Annotated in this window: 25 protein-coding genes; 12 read left to right on the top strand and 13 right to left on the bottom strand. The window is 61.1% G+C overall.

Annotation, left to right across the window (positions count from 1 at the left end; all coding sequences use genetic code 11):
- Positions 1-279 precede the first annotated feature (279 nt).
- Positions 280-1,227 (bottom strand): PTS sugar transporter subunit IIA, encoded by a 948-nt coding sequence (locus tag ACQKRQ_RS14180; protein ID WP_427477649.1) that lies wholly within the window; start codon positions 1,225-1,227, stop codon positions 280-282.
- 187 nt (positions 1,228-1,414) lie between these two features.
- The gene (locus tag ACQKRQ_RS14175; protein WP_427477647.1) at positions 1,415-2,377 is read right to left on the bottom strand and encodes a GlxA family transcriptional regulator; all 963 of its coding nucleotides are present in this window, start codon (positions 2,375-2,377) and stop codon (positions 1,415-1,417) included.
- Between the two features lie 190 nt (positions 2,378-2,567).
- Between ACQKRQ_RS14175 and ACQKRQ_RS14170 the strand changes: the two genes are divergently transcribed.
- The 4 genes from ACQKRQ_RS14170 to ACQKRQ_RS14155 all read left to right on the top strand — a co-directional run bounded on the left by ACQKRQ_RS14170 (position 2,568) and on the right by ACQKRQ_RS14155 (position 5,918).
- Positions 2,568-3,761, top strand: a complete 1,194-nt coding sequence (locus ACQKRQ_RS14170) for an MFS transporter (protein ID WP_427478330.1) — start codon at positions 2,568-2,570, stop codon at positions 3,759-3,761.
- A 331-nt stretch (positions 3,762-4,092) separates the two neighbouring features.
- A complete protein-coding gene (locus ACQKRQ_RS14165; RefSeq protein ID WP_427477645.1) occupies positions 4,093-4,305 on the top strand; it encodes a hypothetical protein in 213 nt (70 codons plus the stop codon).
- 533 nt (positions 4,306-4,838) lie between these two features.
- A complete protein-coding gene (locus ACQKRQ_RS14160; protein WP_427477643.1) occupies positions 4,839-5,429 on the top strand; it encodes a hypothetical protein in 591 nt (196 codons plus the stop codon).
- A gap of 285 nt (positions 5,430-5,714) precedes the next feature.
- Positions 5,715-5,918, top strand: coding sequence for a hypothetical protein (locus ACQKRQ_RS14155; protein ID WP_427477641.1), 204 nt, complete (start codon positions 5,715-5,717; stop codon positions 5,916-5,918).
- 126 nt (positions 5,919-6,044) lie between these two features.
- On the opposite strand, the gene dld is transcribed toward ACQKRQ_RS14155, so the two are convergent.
- A complete protein-coding gene (gene dld, locus ACQKRQ_RS14150) occupies positions 6,045-7,784 on the bottom strand; it encodes a D-lactate dehydrogenase (RefSeq protein WP_427477639.1) in 1,740 nt (579 codons plus the stop codon).
- A 155-nt stretch (positions 7,785-7,939) separates the two neighbouring features.
- On the opposite strand from dld, the gene ACQKRQ_RS14145 reads away from it, so the two are divergent.
- The gene (locus tag ACQKRQ_RS14145; protein WP_427477637.1) at positions 7,940-8,839 is read left to right on the top strand and encodes a LysR family transcriptional regulator; all 900 of its coding nucleotides are present in this window, start codon (positions 7,940-7,942) and stop codon (positions 8,837-8,839) included.
- A 124-nt stretch (positions 8,840-8,963) separates the two neighbouring features.
- Here ACQKRQ_RS14145 and ACQKRQ_RS14140 read toward each other — a convergent pair whose 3' ends face one another.
- From ACQKRQ_RS14140 to ACQKRQ_RS14125, 4 genes are all read right to left on the bottom strand, one after another.
- Entirely contained in the window at positions 8,964-9,434 is a 471-nt protein-coding gene (locus ACQKRQ_RS14140; RefSeq protein ID WP_132374518.1) for a universal stress protein, read from the bottom strand.
- A 184-nt stretch (positions 9,435-9,618) separates the two neighbouring features.
- On the bottom strand, positions 9,619-11,124 hold the full coding sequence (glnA, locus tag ACQKRQ_RS14135; RefSeq protein WP_427477635.1) for a type I glutamate--ammonia ligase: 1,506 nt from the start codon (positions 11,122-11,124) through the stop codon (positions 9,619-9,621).
- An 82-nt stretch (positions 11,125-11,206) separates the two neighbouring features.
- Positions 11,207-11,416 carry a hypothetical protein gene (locus ACQKRQ_RS14130; RefSeq protein ID WP_132374516.1) on the bottom strand — a complete coding sequence of 70 codons (210 nt, stop codon included), beginning with the start codon at positions 11,414-11,416 and terminating at the stop codon, positions 11,207-11,209.
- Between the two features lie 62 nt (positions 11,417-11,478).
- Positions 11,479-11,772 (bottom strand): GYD domain-containing protein, encoded by a 294-nt coding sequence (locus tag ACQKRQ_RS14125; protein ID WP_168793996.1) that lies wholly within the window; start codon positions 11,770-11,772, stop codon positions 11,479-11,481.
- Between the two features lie 114 nt (positions 11,773-11,886).
- On the opposite strand from ACQKRQ_RS14125, the gene ACQKRQ_RS14120 reads away from it, so the two are divergent.
- On the top strand, positions 11,887-12,744 hold the full coding sequence (locus ACQKRQ_RS14120; RefSeq protein ID WP_427477632.1) for a c-type cytochrome: 858 nt from the start codon (positions 11,887-11,889) through the stop codon (positions 12,742-12,744).
- A gap of 380 nt (positions 12,745-13,124) precedes the next feature.
- On the opposite strand, the gene ACQKRQ_RS14115 is transcribed toward ACQKRQ_RS14120, so the two are convergent.
- On the bottom strand, positions 13,125-13,763 hold the full coding sequence (locus ACQKRQ_RS14115) for a septal ring lytic transglycosylase RlpA family protein (protein WP_427477630.1): 639 nt from the start codon (positions 13,761-13,763) through the stop codon (positions 13,125-13,127).
- A 280-nt stretch (positions 13,764-14,043) separates the two neighbouring features.
- Between ACQKRQ_RS14115 and ACQKRQ_RS14110 the strand changes: the two genes are divergently transcribed.
- The 4 genes from ACQKRQ_RS14110 (at position 14,044) to ACQKRQ_RS14095 (ending at position 17,159) form a co-directional block, all read left to right on the top strand.
- A complete protein-coding gene (locus ACQKRQ_RS14110) occupies positions 14,044-15,006 on the top strand; it encodes an AraC family transcriptional regulator (RefSeq protein WP_408311435.1) in 963 nt (320 codons plus the stop codon).
- Positions 15,007-15,290: 284 nt separating this feature from the next.
- Complete coding sequence (locus tag ACQKRQ_RS14105; RefSeq protein ID WP_427477628.1) at positions 15,291-15,833, top strand: carboxymuconolactone decarboxylase family protein; 543 nt, start codon at positions 15,291-15,293, stop codon at positions 15,831-15,833.
- Positions 15,834-15,873: 40 nt separating this feature from the next.
- Complete coding sequence (locus tag ACQKRQ_RS14100; RefSeq protein ID WP_427477626.1) at positions 15,874-16,698, top strand: isocitrate lyase/PEP mutase family protein; 825 nt, start codon at positions 15,874-15,876, stop codon at positions 16,696-16,698.
- 41 nt (positions 16,699-16,739) lie between these two features.
- Entirely contained in the window at positions 16,740-17,159 is a 420-nt protein-coding gene (locus tag ACQKRQ_RS14095; RefSeq protein ID WP_132374512.1) for a RidA family protein, read from the top strand.
- A 109-nt stretch (positions 17,160-17,268) separates the two neighbouring features.
- On the opposite strand, the gene ACQKRQ_RS14090 is transcribed toward ACQKRQ_RS14095, so the two are convergent.
- A complete protein-coding gene (locus ACQKRQ_RS14090) occupies positions 17,269-18,228 on the bottom strand; it encodes a Tim44 domain-containing protein (RefSeq protein ID WP_427477624.1) in 960 nt (319 codons plus the stop codon).
- A gap of 81 nt (positions 18,229-18,309) precedes the next feature.
- Positions 18,310-18,804, bottom strand: a complete 495-nt coding sequence (locus ACQKRQ_RS14085) for a CBS domain-containing protein (RefSeq protein ID WP_427477622.1) — start codon at positions 18,802-18,804, stop codon at positions 18,310-18,312.
- Positions 18,805-18,952: 148 nt separating this feature from the next.
- Between ACQKRQ_RS14085 and nhaR the strand changes: the two genes are divergently transcribed.
- Both nhaR and ACQKRQ_RS14075 read left to right on the top strand, forming a co-directional pair.
- The gene (gene nhaR, locus ACQKRQ_RS14080) at positions 18,953-19,849 is read left to right on the top strand and encodes a transcriptional activator NhaR (protein WP_427477621.1); all 897 of its coding nucleotides are present in this window, start codon (positions 18,953-18,955) and stop codon (positions 19,847-19,849) included.
- Between the two features lie 64 nt (positions 19,850-19,913).
- Positions 19,914-20,315, top strand: a complete 402-nt coding sequence (locus tag ACQKRQ_RS14075; protein ID WP_427477619.1) for a hypothetical protein — start codon at positions 19,914-19,916, stop codon at positions 20,313-20,315.
- Positions 20,316-20,343: 28 nt separating this feature from the next.
- On the opposite strand, the gene ACQKRQ_RS14070 is transcribed toward ACQKRQ_RS14075, so the two are convergent.
- The 3 genes from ACQKRQ_RS14070 to ACQKRQ_RS14060 form a co-directional block, all read right to left on the bottom strand.
- Entirely contained in the window at positions 20,344-21,468 is a 1,125-nt protein-coding gene (locus tag ACQKRQ_RS14070; protein WP_427477617.1) for an aminotransferase, read from the bottom strand.
- 45 nt (positions 21,469-21,513) lie between these two features.
- Positions 21,514-22,755, bottom strand: coding sequence for an NAD(P)/FAD-dependent oxidoreductase (locus ACQKRQ_RS14065; protein ID WP_427477615.1), 1,242 nt, complete (start codon positions 22,753-22,755; stop codon positions 21,514-21,516).
- Between the two features lie 107 nt (positions 22,756-22,862).
- The gene (locus tag ACQKRQ_RS14060) at positions 22,863-23,651 is read right to left on the bottom strand and encodes an ABC transporter substrate-binding protein (RefSeq protein WP_132374506.1); all 789 of its coding nucleotides are present in this window, start codon (positions 23,649-23,651) and stop codon (positions 22,863-22,865) included.
- Positions 23,652-23,695: the final 44 nt, after the last annotated feature.

The raw sequence follows: 23,695 nt of genomic DNA, 5'->3' as shown, positions 1-23,695 counted from the left end.
AGGTCGTTGCAAGCTCAATCAGATTCGTTGTGTTATCGGCTGGTGAACGAATACAAGGAGATCGACGCCGCTCGCGTGATCAGAGACATCGCGTCGGCGCGCTACCACATGACAAGCCGGAAAGGACCTTCGCGAAGAGGATGGCCTGGCGCAATACGCCGGCCTGATCTGATGGACTGCAATCCGAGGACGAAGGCGCGGCTCAGGACACGGCGACGGCATAAACCGCGCCGGAATCGACCAGGTGTTCGGCAACCCGGAAGAGACCCGGGAACGATGCTAGCCGTGCGCGCGGACCCGTTTGCCCGCCGCACCGTCGTGACGGGCGGGATCGCCGTGCGAAATGCCGCGCTCCGCACGATCCGCCTCCTCGTAGCTTGCGAACAACTGGCACACGGCTCCCGCATCGAGACAGCCATGCAGCAGTTCGCGGAACCGGTGGTCGCAGAAGCGCTGTGCGACATCGGCCAGCAGCCGCAGGTGCGTGCTGTTTGCCCATTCCGGGACGAGCAGGACGACCACGTCGCTCACCGGTTTGCCATCGGGGGCATCGAACGGAATCGGCTTCGCGGGACGAACGTAAAAAGCCATGGCCTGGCGCAGCAATCGTATTTGACCGTGCGGCACGGCTACGCCCTGGCCGAGGCCTGTCGAGCCTAGCGCCTCGCGTGCCGCGAGCCCTGCAGCCACGCCCGTTGCCGGTAACCCATAGTGCCGTTCGAAGAAACGGCCGAACTGCGCGAAAAGTGTCTCCCGGTCAGCCACGTCAAGGCCGAGCAGAACATGATGCGGTGTAAGCAGTTGCGCAAGGGTGTCCCCTTTTTCAACCGCTTCGATGCCGTTGGCGGGCGAGTCGGCGCGCGGCAACGGCTCGCCATCCATCAAATCCCGCCAGGCGTCCGTCGGCGCCTCGGGGATTTCAAGCAGCCGCCCCACCTCGGCGGCCGGCGCCAGATGCGCGAGCCGTTGAATCGCTCCGTTGACTGCGTCTTTGGGTAGGTAGAGCGATAGCCGCACGCGGCCCGTTCCGTGCAGCGGCGCGACGCGAATGGTCCATTGCTGATCGCCGCAGTCTCGGATCAGCGCCTGGCGCAATGGCGTGGCGTGCTGGGCGTCCAGGGTGACCCGCATCATCACATTGCGGCCTGGCGCGGACCGCGAGCGGTCATGGGGCTGAGTTTTGCCGAGTCCAAGAAGAGTCCGTAGACCAACCAGCGCGCGACTCATGACGGCTCCTGTGCATTGTCTGTCATCAGGTTAGCCAAATCGCCGTTAACTTGCTGTAAATAATCGCTGCGACGCGCAAACAGATCAGAGCGTCGTGGACAGGCATCGCTTGCCGTTTCGCAAGAAGCTGTGACCGGATGCCGTGCGGCCTCGACCAAACGCGAGGTTGACGGCAACGAGCGCACGGTTATTGGTGGTCGCGCGCAGTCGGCCCACGGGTGTCCCTGCCGGAGCGACGGACCGCTTGGGGCGGTTGCCCAATGGTCCGCAGGAACGCGCGCCTCATTCGCTCCCGATCCGAGAAGCCGACTTCGTCTGCGATCACATCCAGAGATAAACGCCCTTTTTCCAGCAATAGTCTCGCGGCTTCCACTCGCAAATGTTCAACGGCTTTGGCCGGGGATTGGCCCGTTTCAGCACTGAACGCCCGGCTGAACTGGCGTGGGCTGAGGCCCGCGACGTCGGCTAATTCCTCGACGGTCAAGGCATTGCGCAGATTGGCGTTCGCATGGTCGATCGCTTTCTGGATCCGGTCGGATTTAGGCTCCAGGTCGAGCAACGTGGAGAACTGCGATTGCCCGCCGGCGCGGCGATGATAAACGACGAGCTTGCGGGCGACCGCGCGTGATACGTCCTGACCATGATCCTTCTCGATCATGGCGAGCGCCATGTCGATCGTGGCTGTCATGCCTGCCGATGTCCAGATCGGTCCGTCGACGATGAAAATCTGGTCCTCTTCGACGGCTATCTCGGGAAAACGGCACTGCAGATCGTGCGCGAAGCGCCAATGTGTCGTCGCCCGTCGACCGTCCAGCACCCCTGCTTCAGCCAGGATAAAAGCGCCCGTGCAGGGTGCCGCGATGCGCCGCGACGTGCTCAGCGCGCGCCTGACGAAGGCTGTCAATGCGGCAGAGACGATGTCGATCTCGACGCCGGAGCCAAACATGACGGTGTCGAACGCGGCGTCGCCGAAAGGCTGCGTTTCTACACGGATACCCGCCGAGGACAATACAAGCCCGCCCTCTTCGGACAGAACCGTCACCTGGTATGCCTGCTCTGCGAGCACGACGTTCGCCAGTTCAAAGGCGGTGACCGCCGCGAAGCCCATTAGATAGAAATTCGGAAATACAACGAAGCCGATCGTGTGCATAGCGCGCCGAGGTCATGTCCTGAATCGCTTGTATATATGACATTTGAGACATGGTCAACGACGCTTATTCTCTACCCATACCGCTCCGGCGCAAAAAGCCGGCCGGGCGGACACCGCGATCGCGTGCCAGTCAAAGCGCGCCGCGCGTCTTTGGACTCAACCTCAAACCGCTTATCGCAAGAGCTTTCGTATGGACCGTCGACTACTGATACTGGCCGTGGGCATGTTCGCAATGGGTACCGACAACTTCGTGGTTGCCGGTATTCTTCCTGGCGTCGCGGCATCGCTGAATACATCCGTCAGCCTCGCCGGGCTGATGGTCACCTTTTACGCCTTGACTTACGCGTTGGCTGCCCCGGTCATGGCGGCTTTGGCGGGCGGCTGGCCGCGCAAGCTTCTGCTGGTTTCCGCGCTCGGTATTTTCGTCGCCGGCAACATGCTCAGCGCGATCGCTACGGACTTGCACTGGGTTTTATTTAGCCGGGCTCTGTCGGGATTCGGCGCAGCTTTGTTCTCGCCTACTGCATTGGGCGTTGCTTCTGCGCTTGCCCCGCCCGAAAAACGCGGCCGAGCGTTGGCTGCGGTCACAGCCGGATTGACGGGAGCGACCGCTCTCGGCTCGCCGATCGGCACGTTTATCGGCGGTTTCGGAAGCTGGAGAACGACTCTCTGGTTCGTCACGCTGCTCGGGGTGGTGGCGATGATCGGCGTCTGGACGATGCTGCCATCAGTTCCCCGGCCTGCATCCGTCCGGTTGCGAGAACGGCTTGCGCCGGTCCGCGATGTGCGGATCGCGCTCACCTTGCTCACTTCGCTATTCGCCTTTGGTGGGTTCCTCATGGTGTACACGTATGCGGGCGTGGTGCTGCAGCGTGTCACGCACGGCGACGGACGCATTCTCGCAGGGATGTTTTTGCTGTGGGGCGTGGCGGCGACGGCCGGGAACCTCTTATCCGGCCGCCTTGTGGACCGATTCAAGAGCCGCAACATCATCAATGCGATGCTATGGCTTGCCATCATCAATTTTTGTGCGTTGCCGTGGACATCCGCGCATGCATTCAGCACTGCAGTTGCGCTCACGATCTGGGGCATATGCGGCTGGGGGCTCATCGTCCCGCAACAACATCGGCTCGTGCAGCTCTCGCCGGGCGTGGCACCCCTGCTGCTGGCCCTCAACAATACCGCGACATACATCGGGCTTGCCTGCTCCGGCGTGCTTGGCGGTGCGGTGCTCGAGTCGATCGGCGGGCAGTACCTGAGTCTGGTTGCGGCCGCGCTGATTGCCATCGCGTTCCTGTTCGCCGAAGCCGCGCATCGTTGCATGAAACCGCCGTGCATACAGCACCGCGCGACGACCCATCGTCGCGAGACCGAGACCGTCTGATTCGCCCCGATCGTCGTCGATACCGACGATCACGTCTTGACCACACCTGTTAAACAACATGGACAGTGACATGCAACGTCTCGACTACACCCAGGTTGCGCCAGCGCTCACTATCGCGAAAGGGTTGATGAACATGTACAACCGCCGATTCCAGCAAACTATTGTATCCACCGGTTGAATCCGACCTCAAGGCAACGTGACGGTGTTTCGCCACAAGGCATAACGGATACATTTGCACGCAACGCGTCTGCGCCACTTCGGCATCGGCTATCAACTCGAAGCCAAGGGCGAGCCCGGTCCGCGACAGCGCCCGATACCACGGACAACGAAGGTGACGAATAACGAAGTCGCCGCGATGTTCGGCAAGACGATCCTGAACAGCGACAACTCCGAGTCGGCCAATGCCGGAAGTCTCGAATACCGGCGCGGGATGTGGCGCTATGTGGATGTGACGGCCTCATACATCCAAAGGAGGGAAAATCCAGTCGCGCCGCGACGGTATTGCCGCGCAATTTTGGGCGACCCGCGCTTTCTTCGACGATGAACTCGCGCTGTCGATCGGCGTTGGGCCCTATGTCTCCATCACACAGAACGATGACCTTCCGCAAAACCGCACCGGCGACGGCCGCGTCTCGGCGCTCGTAGCCGTATCAGCGAGTTACCGGCTCGGCCAGCACTGGCTCACACGCATCACATGGAACCGCATCGTCACGCGCTACGACCGCGACACGGATCTGATCGAAGCCGGAGTAGGCTTGCGCTTTTGAGGCCTTGCCGGCCATCGCTCAAAGCAACCATGAGCCGCGTGAGAGATGTCCCGCCGAGATCTTCCGGGCAGAAACCATTGGCCTAAGGTCCTATTGCCAGGCGCCCGCCTCGCGACGATAGTTGATGAATGAGCGATCCTACAGGCCGCGCAACATGCAATGCCAGCTCACAGGACATGATTTGTGCAAGGACGATTCACGTGTGTAGGCGAGCGCCTTCCCCGGGGGGCGCGTAATCCACACACGCAACGCGATCCGCGCACGGCCGGTCCGCTACCAACGAAGCCTTAGCGTCTCAAAGGAGCAGTTCATGACGAACGCAAAAATTCTCGTCATCGCCGCCTTGGTGGCCGTGGCGCCCGCGGCATGGGCACAGCAGGAAGCCGACACGCAAGTGACGAGAGCGCCTGGCTCGGTCACCATCAAGGGAACGAGGAGCGTGACGGCCACTGTGCAGGACATTGATCGCGAGACAAGAACTGTCCTGCTAAAGGGCAAAAACGGCAAGGTCGTCGAGGTGGAAGTCGGGGACGAGGCACGCAACTTTGACCAGCTCAAGGTTGGCGACATCGTCACAGTCGTTTATCGTGAAGCACTTAGCCTGAACCTGAAGAAAGGAGGCGACGGCATTAGTTCGGCCGAAGAGCGCCCGTCGATGGAGCGCGCACCCGCTGGCGGCAAGCCCGGTGGCACCGTAGGCCGGGAAGTGAAAATCGTGGCTAATGTCATTGCCGTCAATCCAAAAAACAGGACCGTCACGTTGAAAGGTCCAAAGGGCAACACACTGGACCTGCTGGTGCAGGACCCCGACCAGTTCGCCAACATCAAAAAGGGCGATCAGGTGGAGGCCGTGTACACCGAGGCCCTTGCGATTTCCGTGGAGCCCGCGGTCAGGAAATAGACGGCCAAAGGTTCATCACATCCTGCTCGCGCTGTTGTACTGGCCGCGGGCCGCCCCCGCCAACGCTCGCACGCGACGTTGTAGCTCTCGTCGCTACTGCAGTGTTGGCGTGCGGGCAACTGAAATCAATTCAGGTGGCGGCCGTTAGCCCACCGCGCCTCACTCCGATGCCGTTGGATGGACAAGCCAGCGCGAACCCGCGCGATGGCACGACATATGCATTGTTCCTGCAAGCGTCCGGCCGCTCGTCCAGTCCTCATCCTCTACTCACCTAAGGAGCGCATCATGAAAGCACTAACGATCATGGACCTTTCCACGTCCATTGACCTGGACCGCGAGGCGATGGCCGAAGTTCACGGAGGCCGCATGAAGCTCATCGGCCAACATGCCAACGGCGCAATATTGACATCGGCCGACGGGGATCCCGTGGGCGTTTACGTCGACGGCGTGCTGCAGAATTCCGTTGGCGACGGCTATTACCACCTTTGATATGGCGAGGCGAGGCGCGCGCTCTATGGCGCGCCCCGTCGAGAATTTCAGCCTTTCCACGATCTCTTGCGAAATCAGCGTGCCGTGCAATGAAGCGCGCGGGCGCTCCGCAATGGCAGTGTTCCGCTAGACCGCCGCTTCCCGATAGTTCCGGAACTTCGACATCTGCCCGATCCCTGGATTAAAGCAGTTGCAAGGATCGAGTTGTTGATAGAACGTCGCAAGCTCGGGCTTCGCACCGTAAAGATGGCCGACGTTATGTTCCGCCGGATACTCGGCGCCGCGGCGGTCCAGCAGCGTCCACATCTTGTGTTCGACATCGAGGCAGTCGTTGCCCTTCTTGACGATGTAATCCTGATGGAACACGTGGCACAGGAAGTGGCCGTAGTACAACTTGATGGCGATCGATTCCTCGATGTCGGGCGGCAGCGTCTCGATCCAGTCGCGTTCGTTGCGGCGCAGTGCGATGTCGAGCGCGACGATGTCCTCCACCTCGCGGGTGTGCACGGCGCGATAGCGAACCGCGGCGCCGGCGGCGGCGAAGCGATGCAGGAACGCTTTCCTGCCCTCCTCATCGGTGCATTCGAAATAACCACCCGTCGCCTTCGCAAAGTAGCCGGAGAGGAACGCGCGGGTTTCGTCGACGCTCTCGGCGGCGACCTTCAGCATCAGGTGATGCTCGTACTTGTCGCGGTACTGTTTCATTCGCGGCGGCAAATGGCTCGGGAACAGCCGGCTCGCGGCCTGCATGACGCGATCGGTGAAATGCGAAGGGAGAAAGCCGAGACGATCGAACAGCGCGTCGAAACGGCTCTTTAGTCCGAACAGCGCGGGGAGCCGCGACGTGCCGAGATAGTTGATCGCCAGAAAAGTATCCTTACCGTATTCTTCAGCGACGTCGAAAGCGTCGCGATGGAGATATTCGCCCGAGATCGGCAAGAATTTGAAGTCGTGCAGCGCGTGGCGGCGGACCTCAGTGAGTTCGTCGGGATGGTTCGTGCCGACATAGAACACCTTGGCGTTCTGTTCGATCGGAAACGTGTCGAGCCTCACTGCGAACACCATCAGCTTGCCAGCCGAGCCTGACGCTTCATAAAGACGCTGCGGGTCGGCATTGAAGCGCGCCGGCGTGTCGGCATCGACCTCACGCACATGGCTCGCATAACCGTGATCCGACCCGGCGCCCACGTTGTGCCGGACATCGGAATCCGAGAACTCGCCGCGCTCGAGCCGGCCAAGAATTTCCTCGGGCGTCTCACCGAGCTGAATCCCGAGATGGTTGACGAAGTGCAGCTTGCCCGTTTCATCGACCTGCGCAAATGCCGCCATTTCCGTATACGCCGGGCCACGCTGCACCAGCGCACCGCCCGAGTTGTTGCAGACACCACCAAATACCGACGCTCCGATGCAACTCGAGCCAATCACCGAGTGCGGCTCCCGGCCAAGAGGCTTCAGCGGTTTTTCCAACTGGTCGAGCGTTGCGCCGGGCAGGCAGACGACCTGCTTGCCTGCGTCGATCACAAACACCTTCTTCATGCGGCTCGTGCTGACGATCACAATGTCGCGATCATAGTCGTCGCCATCGGGCGTCGAGCCGCCAGTGAGGCCCGTATTCGACGCCTGCGTGATCACGATCATGTTCGCCGCTACGCATGCCTGCAGTACTTTCCATTGCTCGACGATCGTGCCTGGCCGCACCACCGCGAGCGCCCTGCCCCCGCCAAAACGAAAGCCGGTCCGGAAGCGGCGCGTTGCGGCGTCATCGGTCAACGTATGTTTCTTGCCGACGATGCTGCGTAACTCCGCAATCAACGTGTGAGCCACGTCGGACCGGGCGGCTACCCATGGTGTGTGCGCTGCTGACATCGATTTCTCCTCGTGAGGCGTTGGGCGCGACGCGCGTCGCCTGGGTCCAGCGAATTCGGCTGCGACCTTTGAGCGCATCGGATTGACACGAAGGTTAAAATCAGTCCGGCCATTAGTCCAATATCTTGAAGTCGCTATTTGGAGACGAAAAACATATGGAATTTCGCCAATTGCGATACTTCCTCGCGGTCGCCGAACACCTGCATTTCACCGATGCCGCGACTCATCTGGGCATCGCCCAGCCACCGTTGAGCCAGCAGATCCTGAAGCTCGAACGGGAAATCGGCACGCCGCTGTTTATCCGTCATCCGCGTAGCGTCGAATTGACTGAGGCAGGACGGCTCTTTCGCGAACGCGCGCGACGCATCGTCGAGGACGCGCAGCAGGCGTTCGTCGAGGTGCAGAACGCGGGACGCGGAGAGACCGGGCGGCTTTCGCTCGGTTTCGCGGGTTCGACGGTGTTTCATCCTGCGGTCGCGATGACCATGCAGCGCTACCGCCATGCGTATGAGCGCGTGTCGATCAGCTGCGAGGAGAGCAACAGTTCGCTGCTGCTGGATAAAGTCGCCGAGCGGCAGATCGATGCCGCCCTGGTGCGCATGCCGCTGAACTGCCGGGAGCTGATTGTCGAGCCGCTCGTCGACGAAGACATGTTGGCGGTGTTGCCGGCGAATCATCGCTTGAACCGGCGACGGCGCATCGATCTGGCGGATCTTGCAAACGATCCGTTCATCCTTTTTCCACGTCCCATTGGCCCGGATTTGTATGACTCGATCATCGGCGCCTGCCGCGAAGCCGGCTTCGCGCCTTCGATCGGCATGGAGTCGCCGCAGATCTCATCGGCGGCCAATCTCGTGGCGGCTGGATTCGGCGTTGCGGTGGTTCCCGCATCGATCCGGCAGATCCAGGTCGAAAGCGTGTCGTATCACGCGCTGCGGGGCAATCCGCTGTCGACGGGTATCGCGTTGATTCATCGGCAACGCGAAAAGTCTCCGACTGTATTGAACTTTGTGAGGATTTTACGTCAACAACGAGTCGCCGCCCGCAAGGGGTGACGGTACGGCGCCACACGAGTTAAGAACCGCTCCCGTAGCGCGAATGCCGGATCCTATATAAGGATTCCGATTCAATTCATTCGTACACTTCCGGGCCGACGCACCCGTTCGGCTACGAGCCGGACTATCGCCCTGGATGTGCGCCGGCTGGCGTCGACTGCCGGACGACGAGAACCGGGATTTGACTGTGCGTCAGGACCTTCTGGGTCTCGCTGCCGAGCAAAAATGCCCGCATGCCACTTCGACCGTGCGACGCCATGACAATGAGATCGCAGTTCTGCTCTGCTGCAACGCTGATAATCGCCTCATAAGGATGGGCGCGGCTCGTGGCAACTATATTGCACTCGACACCGGCTTGCGCAGCGGCTTTTTTGATAACTTCCAGGTAGTCGTCCGCACGCTGTCGCGCGGCCTGAATGATTCGATCCTCGTTGTCCGCGATCATTTCCGTGCCATAAGCGAGGACATGAAACTCCGGAATGACATGGAGGCCCGTGACTTTGGCTCCGCTTTCCACGGCGAGCGTGACCGTCATCTGAATGGCGGCCTCGGAAAGCGTCGAGCCGTCGGTCGGCACCAGCAGATGCTTGAACATACGTTTCTCCCCCGCGGCCCGGCCGGCTCGCGTTGAAATCCTGCGCGGCGCCTCTACCACCTGAACCCGGTGAACCTGAATCGGAGGCGGCCTCTTTGAGTATAGTCACCCTCGCCTCACAGGCACTGCGTATCGTCAAAACGAAGCCTGCCCGCCTCGTTATGTCCGGTCCCGAATGTTCAGTTTAAATATCGAAATACAGGTAAAACTCCCAGGGATGCGGACGCAATTTGATCGGCTCAATCTCGTGTTTGCGCTTGTAGTCGATCCAGGTCTGCAGCACGTCGTCGGTGAAAACATTGCCTTTGCGCAGGAACGCGGTGTCGTCCTCCAGCGCTGCGAGCGCCGCGTCGAGCGAGCCCGGAACCTGCCGTATGTTGCGGGCTTCTTCGGGCGAAAGGTCGTAGATGTTGCGGTCTAGCGGATCGCCCGGATCAGTCTTGTTCTCAATCCCGTCGAGACCGGCCATCAGCATCGCCGCGAAAGCAAGGTACGCATTGGCCGACGGGTCCGGACAGCGAAACTCGACGCGCCGCGCATTCGGCGAAGCCGAATACATCGGGATGCGCGCCGCTGCCGAACGGTTGCGCTGCGACATCGCGAGATTGACGGGCGCCTCGTAGCCCGGCACCAGACGCTTGTATGAATTGGTGGTTGGGGCGCAAAAAGCCATCAGCGCGGGCGCGTGTTGCAGCAAGCCGCCAATGTACCAGCGGCACAGGTCGGAAGTCAGCGCCCAGCCGTTCGCGTCGTAAAAGAGATTCTCGTCGTCTTTCCACAGGCTTTGGTGACAATGCATACCGCTCGCGTTGTCGGCAAACAGCGGCTTCGGCATGAAAGTTGCCACTTTTCCATGCCGGCGCGCGACGTTCTTGCAAACGTACTTGTAGATCATCACGTTGTCGGCCATGCGCGTGAGCGTGGCAAACCGCATGTCGATTTCGTTCTGGCCGGCGGTGGCTACCTCATGGTGGTGCACTTCGATCTGCACGCCGACCTGCTGCAGTGTCAACGCGATCTCCGAGCGGATTTCCTGCAGCGTGTCGTGAGGCGGAACCGGGAAATAGCCCTCCTTGTAGCGCTGTTTATAGCCGAGATTGCCGCCACCATACGCGCCCTCGTCACGACCTGTATTCCAGTCGCCCTCGGACGACTCGACATAGTAAAAGCCGCAATGCTGGTCCTGACCGAAGCGGATCGAGTCGAAGATGAAGAACTCGAGTTCGGGTCCGACATAGCAAGTGGTCGCAATGCCGGTTTGGCGTAGATAGTTTTCCGCCTTTTTCGCCACATAGCGCGGATCGCGTGAATAGGGCTGCTGCAAAATCGGGTCGACGACGTCGCAGATGATCGACAGAGTCGGCGTGTCACAAACCGGATCGACAAAAGCGGTCGCCGGATCGGGTCTGAGCAGCATGTCCGATTCGTGGATCTCCTGAAAGCCGCGGATCGACGAGCCGTCAAAGCCGATGCCGGCGTCGAACAGGTCCGGATGAACCTCAGGCAGCGTGATCGAGAAGTGCTGCCAGAGTCCGGGTAAGTCGGTGAACTTCAGATCGACGATCTGGATATTCTTTTGCCGCACCAGGTCGATCACATCGTTCGCGCTTGCTGGCCGATCGACGTGGAAGCGACCTGCTTCGACAGACACCGTGAGAGGCGATGCCGCAGCTTGTGGCGTGGTGGACATTGGCTTCCTCCTCTCGCGGCCCTCTGCCTTTGGTCCAACTTTAGTCTGTCCGCGAGCGAAGACAAGGCGCCTGCCCGCCTCGCTACCGGTCTTCCGTCAGCCCCTTCAGATAGGCTTCGCCGGCGTCCTGAGCCGCGGCGCGCATGGCGAATGTGTCGTCCGAAACCATCGACCGTTTGACCTTTTGTGCCCCGAAGTCGACCAGCGTAATGACCCAGACAAACTCGCCGGCCTGCTCGGCCGTTTGAACGAATGCACGGACGTCTTCGCTGTCGTTTGCTTTTGCGTTCATTGTGATCTCCTGAGAAAGAGTCGCGGAAAGAGAACGGCTCACGTGTCAGATGACTGCTCGTTTTATGGAAGTTTGCCGATAATCGCGCTGCATTCGTCCTTCGTGAACGCACGCAGCGTTTGCGTGCGGACATTGCCTGCCGACCCCAACGCGTAGCCGAATGCCGCGAAGCTTTGCTCATCCGGTGCGTCGATGACCGTGACGATGTCGTATTTGCCTACCGTCCAGTAGATCTCTTTCATTTCACAGCCAAAGGTCTTGGCCAACTCCGCCGCCTGACCGGCCCGTTGCGGGCTGTTTTTGATGTTGCGTATGCCCTGATCGGTGAATTGCGCAAGAACCACATAGGTCGCCATGACGATTCTCCTTACGATTAGTACGAATCGCGTTGTATACGCGCAAGCTCGACCGCGAACGCGACTGCGGTCGTGTTGCCCGAAAGCGTTCTGCGCGTAACCTGATTCTATGCAATGGAATCGCGCGCCACTGGCTGTTTGGCTTTATGGGCATTCGAGCGACGCGTGAGGGCGGCAGACAGGCCCATCGCCTTAGATAACAAATCCGTAATTCTTTCGTCGCTCGCTGGTCAGAATCATTTCCGCAGAATCGCCTCACAGCGTCGTTCACCGGACGCTTGTCCGGAGGATATCGGGAAGACCATGATGATCAGTCCACGTTCTACCAACATGCTGCGCAACGGCTTGCGTTCGCTTTCGATTGCCGCGCTCGTCGGTTTCGCCGGCACCTGTCATGCGCAGTCCGCAGTGAATGCGCAAGGTATGGCCGCGGGGGCGACGGCGCCCTCCATCGCAACGTGTGTGGCGTGCCACGGCGCCTTGGGCGCCGGCACCGCCACCGGTGGGCCGCGGCTTGCCGGCAAGAATGCGGATTATCTCGCGCATGCGTTGTCAATGTTCAAGGCGGGCACCCGTGCAAGTTCTGTCATGCAGACGGTCGCACTCAATCTTTCCGATAGCGAAATACACGAACTCGCCAACTTTTTTTCCAGGCAGAATCCACCCCTTGCCGAAGGCACGCCGCCGCAGCAGAGTCTGGTGATCGCCGGAAAGCAGCTCGCCGAGATGGGTGCGGGATCCAACGTTCCCGCCTGTTTCAGCTGTCACGGGGCCGGCGGTAAAGGCAATGGCGCGCGCTTTCCAGGCATCGCGGGTGAACCGGCGGCATTTGTCGTTGCGCGGCTACACGAATTTCAGGCGCGCGCGAAGGGGAAACCGCCGGCGCCGGGAACAATGACAGCCGTCGCGGCGACGTTGAACGACACGCAGATCGAAGAGGCCGCGGCTTACCTTTCGGTGACCAGACCTTGAAGATCGACAGCAGGCCTGTAGCGTTCGCGAAGCAAATCCCCTACCGCAACCCGTTCCTGTTGTGTCGAGCACCTATGCGATCTACTGTGTGGAGTCACGTCGCGGTCATATCGAGTCTGGCGATGATGCTCGCCGGCTGCGCCGCGACTGGTGGCGATTCGAATCTGAGTGCGGCGGGGATCCCGCAGCTGCCTCAATCGTATCCCTGTCAGAGCTTGCATATTAAGTCGATGAGTTGCCCACCCGCATAAGGCGGCACCAACCGCGCGCCATCTCCCGGCATTGCGTCGATGCGGGCAAACGTCCGCTCACGAAGCCTTCTGACAAGCCGAACGATGGGAAGCGTCCGTTGTCATCGTGCAGTCCATTCAATGCAAGGTTCAACGCAAGGAATGGCTATCCTGCAACTCTGCGGACGTCCTGCCGCGCTCGCTTTCCTGTACACCTGCGCCCGGCTTCACGCTACCGTCGGCCTGCGGAACTTCCACCGGCTTGACCTCGACGGGGGCCACGCCATCTTTTTTCAACCCGAGCTTATCCGCAGTCTTGGGCGACAGGTCGACGATTCGACCCTTGACATAGGGACCGCGATCCCTGATTTCGACCACCTCGCTGTTACCGTTTTTCAGATTCGTGACCCGGGCCTTGGTGCCAAGCGGTAGCGTCTTGCTTGCGGCGGCATTGGATTGCGGATTCATCGGCGTACCGTCGGCCATCTCCTTCTTATAGAACTCCCGCCCGTAATACGAGGCCTTGCCCTTGCGGGACTTGCCGGAGCGATCGAGATGGCTGTGTTGAGCTGCCTTGGCGCCCGGCGTGCTCGCCGGGCTGGCATCGGCGGATACTGACTTTTGCGCCGGAAGCGCCGTGCTCAGGAAGCACGACAAGGCCACGAACAGAAGCGCTCGAGCCTTGCATAGCGGCGCGCGAGGTATCCGCCGCGTTTTCGCACGCATCAGTTCCGGTTCGAGACGTGGGCCGGATAGCCGGCTCTCTGTGGTATGAAGTTTGTTTTCCATTTGCGCTCCTCTTCACCGTGTGAAGGCAGCGGGCACCCACTTCAGCAAGAAAGACACGTAAATCAGGGTGTAGTCGGGCTTCTGGAAAAGCCTCTCACGCCACACTTGGGGGTGTCCGTATGGTTCAGTCCGACGTCCGTGCGTTCACTCCACTCGCCGCCTGGCGAGTGCAGGCGCGGCTCTGCCGCCTGCTGCACACGATTGCGTTCACCGGAAACCTGCGACAATCATCGGCCACGCTCAAACATCTGTTGATTGCCCCACTTCCCGCGGATGACCCATGCCTGTTTCACAAGCAATTTCGTCGCCACGTCTATCACCCAGCAATCTGAACGAGCTGATCACCCTGCTCGACATTCAGGTATTGGGGCTTTCCGAGTGCCTGGTCAGCCAGGGATTCATGCTGGAACTGGATGGCCACGACGCGCCCGGCATCCACTACATCCTCTCGGGCGTGGGGCGCCTGCACATCGCAGGCGCCGAGACCGTGCCGCTCAAACCTCACACGCTGCTGATCGTGCCGCCGCGTCATTCACTGAAGCTCGAGGTCCCGGCAAACCAGGCGGGTATCGCGCCGACCGTGGTGCCTGGACGCGAGCACAAACAGGTCGTCGATTCGATCAGTCGCTTCCGCGCGGGGAATGCCGAACCGATGACCGTCATGATCTGCGGCTATTTCAAGGCGTCTTTCGGCGCGTCGATCAATCTGTTCGGGACGTTGTCGACGCCGATCGTCGAGCAGTTCGAAGCTTCCGACCGGCTCGACGTTTATCTGCGCACGGCGTTCGATGAGCTCGTCGCGCAGGAGATCGGCGCCGGCGCAATGTCCGGCGCGTTGCTCAAACAGGTGATCGTCGCGCTCGTGCGCCGGTCGCTGAAATCCAACGCACTGTGGATGGAGCGATTCGCGCTGCTCGGCGATCCGCAAATCGCGCGCGCCTTCGCCGACATGGTGGCCCGCCCCGGTGCGCCGCACACCGTCGCCAGTCTTGCCGATGCAGCGATCCTCAGCCGCTCGGCGTTCATGGCGCGCTTTTCGGCCGCGCTCGGCCAGTCACCGATGCAGGTGCTGCGCGACATCCGCATGCGCCAGGCGGCCGCCCAGTTGCGCGCCGGCGACCTGTCGCTGGATCAGGTGGCACGGCACGCCGGGTATGCGAGCCGCGGCGCGTTCGTGCGCGCGTTTCGCGAGGTGTTCGATACGGGCCCCGCCGAATACCGTGAGGGACCCGCAAAGGGTTGATCGCCAGGATTTCTTGCGTCGTTTGCCGGACCCTGCATTCCTGACTCGCACGTTCTTGCGCCCTGGCCGGCGCGTTGCACCGGCATGTCAACGCCGAGGCAACGCGCCGGTTTCGTTTTTAAAGAGATCGCGCCTTCAAGTGCATCCACGGACTTTTGCGTCTGTTCTCAGGATTTTTTGTTCGACCTGCACGCCTAGAATTTCATCAATGCAGCCGAGAACGCACGCCGATATTTCGATGCAGACGCACCCTTCTCCCGATCATCCGAAACAGGAGCACGACCATGACCCGCATCGCCCTCCCTGCCAACGACGCTATCCCGGCCGCTTCGCAGCCGGTCATCGATGCAATGACGAAGCAACTGAAGATGACGCCCAACCTCTTTCGCATCATGGCCCTTAGCCCAAACGCACTGAACGGTTGGGCCGCCCTGCAAGGCGCGCTTGCAAAGACGCTCGACGCGAAACTGCGTGACGGCATCGCGCTCGCCGTGTCCCAGGTCAACGGCTGCCAGTACTGTCTGTCTGCGCATAGCTACGTCGCGAGCAACATGGCGCACATCGACGACGAAGAGATTCGCCTGAACCGGCTCGGCAAATCGCATACGCCCAAAACCGCCGCGGCCGTCGCCTTCGCGAAGGCGCTGATGGAAACCCGCGGCAAAGTCACAGAAGACGATCTGCACGCCGTGCGCGAAGCCGGCTTCAGCGAAGCGAACATCGTCGAAATCATCGCGCTCGCCGCGCAATTCATGCTGACGAATTTCGTCAACAACGCCTTCGATACCGAGGTCGATTTTCCGGTCGTCGAAACCGAAGTCGTGTAACGACTGCGCGCTGCCACGTCCTCAAACAAGGAGATCGATCATGTCTCGCCATACTGCTGAAAAACGCTCGGCGTTTCGCGCGTTGCACAAAGACGGATGCTTCGTGTTGCCGAATCCGTGGGACGTGGGCAGCGCGCGTTATCTGGCGTCGGCCGGCTTCAAGGCGATTGCCACGACCAGCTCCGGCTTCGCGTGGTCGACTGGCCGGCCGGACAACGGCGTGTCACGCGATGCGATCCTCGCGCACCTTCGCGAGATGGTCGGTGCTACAGATCTGCCGGTCAACGCCGACTTCGAGAACGGCTTCGGTGACGATCCCACCGAGGTGGCGCATAGCGTCCGGATGGCGGTCGATACCGGCATCGCGGGGCTGTCGATCGAAGACTCGACGGGTGATCCGACTTCGCCGCTGTTTCCGCTCGATGTCGCCGTCAAACGTCTCGCCGCGGCAAGACGCGCGATCGACGATACAGGCGGTGACACGCTGCTCGTCGGCCGTGCTGAGAATTTCTTTGTCGGTGTGCCCGATCTCGAAGACGTAGTTGCGCGCTTACGAGCCTATGCGCAAGCCGGCGCCGACTGTCTGTACGCGCCGGGCATCCAGACGCGCGAGCAGATCGAAGCGGTGCTCGCCGCGGTCAGCCCGAAGCCCGTCAATCTGTTGATCGGCGGACCCTCCGCGTTTACGCTCAACGAACTGGCGAGGCTCGGCGTGCGGCGCGTGAGCGTGGGCGGCGCCCTCGCACGCGCGGCATGGGGCGGGCTGGTGACTAGCGTTCAGTCGCTTGCGGACGGCCGCTTCGATCGCTTGCCGAAGGAGCCGTCGGGCGCGTGGTTGAACAATATGTTCCAGGATGTGGCGTAGCGTCTTCTTCATCGAATAACCCCTTCTACATGGAGCGAACCATGAGCCGTGAAATCATTCGTGTCGAACCGCTTTCGAGCTGGCTCGAGCGCTGGAAAGCGCCGACTTCCGCTGTCACCCGCCATGGCGACACGATCTACGTGTCCGGGTTTCCGCCGTTCGATCCGAGCACCGGCGAAGTAATGGACGCACCGATCGAGCTACAGACGGAACGGGTATTGGAACAACTGAAATTGTGCGTCGAGACGGCGGGTTCATCGCTCGATCAGGTGCTCAAGTGCAACGTGTATTGCACATCGGTTGAAGCGTTTCCGGCCGTCAACGCGATCTATGCGCGTTTCTTCGGACCGAACCCGCCGGCGAGGATTTTCATCAATGTGCCGGCGTGGCCAGGACACTTCGACATCGAGATCGATTGCGTCGCGGCGATCGACAACAGCCGCACCTCGGTGTCCGGATGATGACGGTCGCTGGGCGACTCGTTGCCGCTCTTTGACATCAAATGCATGAGCGGCCGAAGGCCGGCGCTGCTTCGCGCCGGCCTTAACCGTGCCGCTATCCGGCGGTCTATCAGTCGATCTGCTGGATACCGGCCAGCCGCCACGCCTGGTCACCCTGCGTCTGTTTGACCAGGTTCCAGATTTCCTGGAACGGCTGCGCGGTCTGTGCATCGTCTTCCCGGATCTGACCGTAAAAGCGAACGCTGACGAGCGTTTCATCCGCATTGCTTTCGGTGCCCAGTACCTCGGCATCGAGTTGCGGCACGTCCGTATGGCTCGGCTCGCGACCCCGCGCTTCCAGATCCTGCTTGAGCCGCGCGAACATCTCGGGCGTGGTCAACTCGAACAGATCCCCCTGCTCGTTCCTGTCCCACGCACCCTGGAGACGCATGAACATCGCCTTCGCCGAGACGAGAAATGCCGCCTGATCTGGCCCGAGTGACAACTCAGGCGTCTTCATGCCGTTCGCGGCTCCGGTCGAACCCATCGCTGCGCGCGGCCAGCCCCGAAAAGTCGCTTCAGGCCGCGATTGCCCCATCTGGTTCAGGAATGTTGAACCGCCCGTTTGCTGCCGGTTCGCGGCACCGTGTCCATAAGCAAGATCCGGACGGCGCCGGTTGGCGATAAAGCGGAACAGCAGCACGCCCGCGAGAATCACCGCTCCGATCAGCAGCGCATTCGACAGCATTTGCGCGAGCCCCTCGCCAAGACCAAACGACGACAACAGCGCTGCAATGCCAAGCCCGGCGGCGAGCCCCGCGAGCGGACCCATCCAGCGGTTGCCCGCGGCGGCGGCCGGCGTCTGTGCGGCCTGCGCCGGTTGAGCTTGCTGGCTCCGTTGTGTTTGCCCGGACGGCGACGCCGTTTGCGACTGACGCCCGATGCTTTGGCTCCCGCCCACGCGCTTCGCTTCGGCATCGTTCGAAGCCACGGCGCCGAGAGCAAGGAGCCCCGCCAGTCCGAGCGCCGCCGTCCCGCGCGTCACCGAGCCGGCAACCCGTCGAAGTTGATTGATGATATGCGTGTACATAAAAACCTCTTTGGTGAGTCAGGGGACTGCCCGCTTCGCGCGCCTTTCTTCATCGCGCGGAAAACATTACGAACAGTAATATTATTGAGTGGTCAAACTTGCTGGTGATTGCGCCTGAAAGCCATGTTGGGCAACCTGAAGACTGTTGCCGTGAATGTAGTGCTCCAACTGCCGGATCGTGTCTTCCTGCTCGGCAATCTGATTCTTGATCAGGTCGCCGATTGACACCATGCCGACCACCTGCCCCGCGGTAATCACAGGCAGATAACGGATCCGGAACTCCGTCATGAGCGCCATGCATTCCTCGGTGGTCTGCTCCGGGCTGACATAGCGCACGGCCGTCGACATGATGTCGCGCACCGGCGTATTCCTTGACGAGCGGTCCATCAGCACGATTTTTCGCGCGTAATCGCGCTCCGTGACGATGCCGGCCACGCGTCCTTCATGGACGACGATGAGCGCGCCCACCTGCCGGTAAGCCATGATCGCGATCGCGTCGTAAACCGCGGCGGATGCCTGGGTCGACCATACTGTCTGGGATGCCTTTGAACGCAGGAATTGCGCAACCGATGCCATCTGCCACCTCCGTCAGGTACCGTTAGCCGCCCCGCATGAACTCATGGGCGAGACCTCAATCTACCTGAACGCGAGATAACGTAAAATGCGTATTTTCAATGCTGACACTTCGAGAAAACCGTAGCATTGCGTAATCGACGGAGAGATCGTGAACTTCAAGCATCTGCATTACTTCTGGGTCGCGGCGCACGCGGGCGGCATCGTTCGGGCGGGCGAGCAGTTGCACATCTCGCCGCAAACGCTCAGCGGGCAGATCAAGCTGCTCGAAGAGGCGCTGGATAAAAAGCTGTTCAGGAAAAGCGGTCGCACCCTCGAACTGACCGACGCGGGCCGCCTGGCGCTCGATTACGCCGACGAAATATTCTCGCTAGGCTCTGAGCTCGAAAGCGCCGTGCGGCGCGAGAACGAAGCGGGCCCGCAAACGCGGTTTCGCGTCGGAATCGCGGATTCGGTGCCGAAGGCGATCGCGTACCGGCTGCTGGAACCCGCGCTGAGCGCGTCCGTGTCGCTGCGCATGATCTGCCACGAGGGCAAGCTGCATGCGCTGCTCGCGCAACTGGCCCTGCACCGCCTCGACCTGATCATCGCGGACGCCCCCCTTCCCGCAGACGTCAACATCAAGGCGTTCAATCACCGGCTCGGCCGCTCGACGCTCAGTTGCTTCGGCGCGGAAGCGCTGATCCAGAGCGGCAGAAAGCGCTTCCCGTTGTCGCTCGGTCAGTTGCCGGTGTTGCTGCCTGGTACGGAATCGGCGGTGCGTCGCAAGCTGGATCATTGGCTGGCGTCCCATGCCATTTCGCCGCGCATCGTCGGCGAGTTCGACGACGGGGCCATGACCATGGCGTTCGCCCGTGAAGGCCGCGGCTTGCTGTTCGCGCCCACCGTGCTGGAAAGCCAGCTACAGGCCGAACACAAGCTGACGACGGTCGGCCAGATCAATTCCATCGTCGAAGAATTCTTTGCGATCTCGATCGAGCGCCGCATCAGCCATCCGGCCGTCGCAATGATTCTGGACGCGGCGCGTAGCGAGCTGTTCAATGTCTAGCGGAGCATGCTTGCGAAGATGCCATTACAATCCAGCACTTCGTCCGACCATCGTGATTCGCGCCATGAAATACCTTCTTGCATCGACATTCGCGGCGCTCATCGCGGCCGCAAGCACGGCCGCGACAGCCCAGACAGCCGGAAGCAGCGACACACCCAAGCTGCAGTGCGCGATTGGGTATGTCACCGGCATCGGCGGATCGGCGCAGAGTTTTCGTGAATACCTGGCGACCCCCAACTGGGACCGATATCGCTTCCTTGCGGACAACCCGATTCAATGCAAGGTTTCCGACGAGGGCCGCGCGTCCGGTTGTACCGGCCTCACGAGCCTGCGGAATGAAAAGGTCAGCGTGTACGACGATGTCGACAATGAGACGATGTCCGTCGTCGCACGCGTGGAACTCGAACACGGGACCTATCCGGTGATCATCGTCGTGCGAAGACAGGACGTGAAGTGCGAGGAGTGAATGCCCTCACGTCCCGATCGACAATGAGTCAGGCTCGATGCTTCGCGAGAAATTCTGAAACTTTGGCGAGTCCTGTTTCGAGTATGTTGCGATTGTTGGCGTATCCAAGGCGCACGTAACCTTCCATGTCGAGCGCACTGCCCGGCGTCAGCATCACGCCGGTCTGTTCGATCAGCTCCACGCAGAATTCAAGCGACGACATCGGCAGGTCGTATTTCAACAATGCTGTGGTTCCCGACTTCGGCTTGATATAAGACATAGCCGGTTCTTTGGCAATCCACGCGTCCACGATCGCCAGGTTGGTCCGCACGATGTCGTGATTGCGGGCTAGAATCGCCTTGCGGTTCTCCAGCGCGATGGAGGCGAAATGATCGTCGATCATGCCGACGCTGATCGTGTTGTAGTCGCGATGAATCGCGACGGCGCGGATCAGATCCTTCGGACCGGCGATCCAGCCGAGCCGAAGTCCCGCGAGCGAGTATGTTTTGGACATGCTGCCGGTGCTGATGCCGCGCTCGTACACGTCCGCAATCGAAGCGGTATAGCCACTGCCCTCCTGATCGGTGCCGCGATATACCTCGTCGCAAAGCACATACGCACCGCACGAACGCGCAATCTCGCTGATCCCGGCGAGAAACGCCTCGTCCATCAGCGAGCCGGTCGGATTGTTCGGGTTATTGATCGCGATGAGTCGGGTTTTATCGTTGACGAGACTGCGCAGTTCGGCGAGATCGGGAAGAAACCGGTTCTCCTCGCGCAGCTTCAGGATTCGCACGTCGGCGCCGTAGCTCTCGGGGATCGAATAGTGCTGCTGGTAGGTCGGCAGAACGGAAATCACCGTGTCGCCAGGCTCGACCAGGGTTTCATACACCAGCGCGTTGCCGCCGATAGCGCCGTGCGTGACGATCAGATTCTCCGGCGACTGGCGCGCGTACATTGCCGAGATCGCTTCCCGCAGCCGGGTCGAACCTTCGATTGCACCGTATGTGAGCTTGAGCGCGCGTAGCTCGTCGAGAATGCTGTCCTGTTTGTTGGCGAGCGTCAGCAACTGATCGACGGTCAGCGATTCCACGCAGGTTTCCGCCAGGTTGTACGTACACCTGGTTTCGTACAGATCCATCCACCGCTCGACGCCGAAGTCCTTGATCTTCATGTCACTCTCCTTTGTTATTCAATCAGGCGATCCGTTGATGAACAGCTAGCCGAACCGCTCGGGACGGAATGGACGCGCATCGATAAATGGCTGAGCGCCGGTCATCATCTCCGCCAGCAAACGGCCTGTCACCGGGCCGAGCGTCAATCCGTGGTGGTTGTGGCCGAACGCAAACCAGAGCCCTTTATGGCGAGCCGCAGGCCCAATGACCGGCCGCATGTCGGGCGTGCACGGACGCAAGCCGAGCCACGGACGCTCGTCGAGCCGTGCACCGAGACCGAATGTCGGTCTGGCAGTGCGCTCGGCGCGCTCCAGTTGGATCCCTGTCGGCTTAGCATCGCGCCGGGCTATTTCGACGCCCGTGGTCAGCCGAAGGCGCCCTTCCATCGGCGCCACCACGTAACCCTGCTGCGAGTCGACGAGCGGCATCGAGAGGATCGGCTTCGTGGGTTGGTAGTGCATGTGATAGCCGCGTTTCGCCCGCAGTGGAATACAATATCCGAGCGGCGCGAACACCTGATCCGACCACGGGCCCAGCGCCACGACGACGTCCCGCGCGCTGATCCTGCCCGATGAGGTTTCAACGGTCCACGCGCCGCCTTCCGGCTTCAACGTCGTTGCTTCGCCGATCAACAGCGCGCCGCCGCCCTGCTCGAACAGACGTGCGTAGCCCTTCGTCAACGCGCCGGGGTTGACGATGCTTTTCGGATCCTGCCAATGCAACGCTCCGCAGAATCCCGTCGCGACGCCGGGTTCGCGCGCGGCCAACGCCGCGGCATCGAGCGCCGCTACATGCAGTCCATAGGTACTTGCCGTTACTTCGGCGGCGGCCGCCTGCCGCGAGAATTCCGCCGGCGTGCGAAACGCCTCGATCCAGCCTTTGTCACTCGATAGTTGCTCGAGGCCGGCACGCTCGATCAGCGCATCGTGCTCCGCAACGCTTTGCCGGATCAGCGGCAGCATGTCGTGCGCCGCGGCCATCAGCCGCTCGGGGGACGACTCCCACCAGAAACGGGCGAGCCAGCCGGCAAAAGACGGCAGCGCACGATAGTCCCAGTAAAGATCGGTCGAGCGATTGCGCGCATAGCGCAGCAGTGTGCCGAGATTGCGCGGAAAAGCGTACGGTACGACCGACGAACTTTCGATCAGGCCGGCGTTGCCGAAACTGGTTTCTTCACCCGGACCGCGCCGATCGACCAGCGCCACCCGTTGGCCGCGATCCTGCAAGTGCAGCGCGGACGACACGCCGACGATCCCGGCGCCCAGCACGATTACATCGAAATCCATACGCTCGCTCTGCTCTCACTGACGGGACCGGAAGCGCGTATGCGACAACTCGCACGCGGGTCCGGCGCGAATCCGTTCGCACCGGTTCGCACCGGTTCGACAACGCCTTACTTCGCAATGATGTCGCGTTTGAAGTACTTCTGCGAAAGCGCGCTGAGCGTGCCGTCTTTTTTCAGCGCGTCGAGCGCGGCATCGATCTTCCCGGCCAGCGCCTTGTCGCCCTTGCGCAAACCGAAACCGGTCCCTTCGCCGAGCGTCGCCGGATCGCTGAGCGGTTGGCCGGCAATCGCATAGTCATGGCCTGCGGGCTTGTTCAGGAAACCGTCCTGAACAGTCTGCGCTTCCTGAACGGCCGCATCGAGCCGCCCCGCCACGAGGTCGGTGTACACCTGATCCTGGTCGGCGTATGAGACGATCGAGACGCCGGCATTCGCCCAGTGGCGTTTCAGGAAATCTTCCTGCGACGACGCCTGCAGCACGCCCACGCGTTTGCCCTGCAAACTCTTCACGTCAGGCATCAAGCCCGAACCGCGCTTGGCCACCATCACGATCGGCACGACATAGATCGGCCGCGTGAAATCGATCGTCTGCTTGCGCTTTGCGGTGATGTTCATCGCCGAATTGATCACATCGAACTTGCGGGCCTGCAACGCGGGAATCAGCCCGTCGAATGCATTCTCCACCCACTCGCATTTCACGCCCATCTTGGCGCAAACAGCGTTGCCGACGTCGACGTCGAAGCCCTCCAGTTGCCCCGTCGGCGATTTGCTTTCGAACGGCGGATACGCTGCCTCGATGCCGAAGCGCAAGGTGTTTTGAGTCTCCGCGCTGACGGTGCCGACCGAACCGAGCAACGCAGCAGCGACGAAAATTGAAAGTGACAGCTTCTGAAGCATGGTGGCTCCCTGGGTAGTTGGGCATCGCGAATTGACGGCACGGA

This window comes from Paraburkholderia sp. NPDC080076, from assembly GCF_050281145.1.
Taxonomy (GTDB): domain Bacteria; phylum Pseudomonadota; class Gammaproteobacteria; order Burkholderiales; family Burkholderiaceae; genus Paraburkholderia.
Note: the sequence above shows the minus strand (reverse complement) of the source record. Positions and strands in the feature narration are given on the sequence as shown.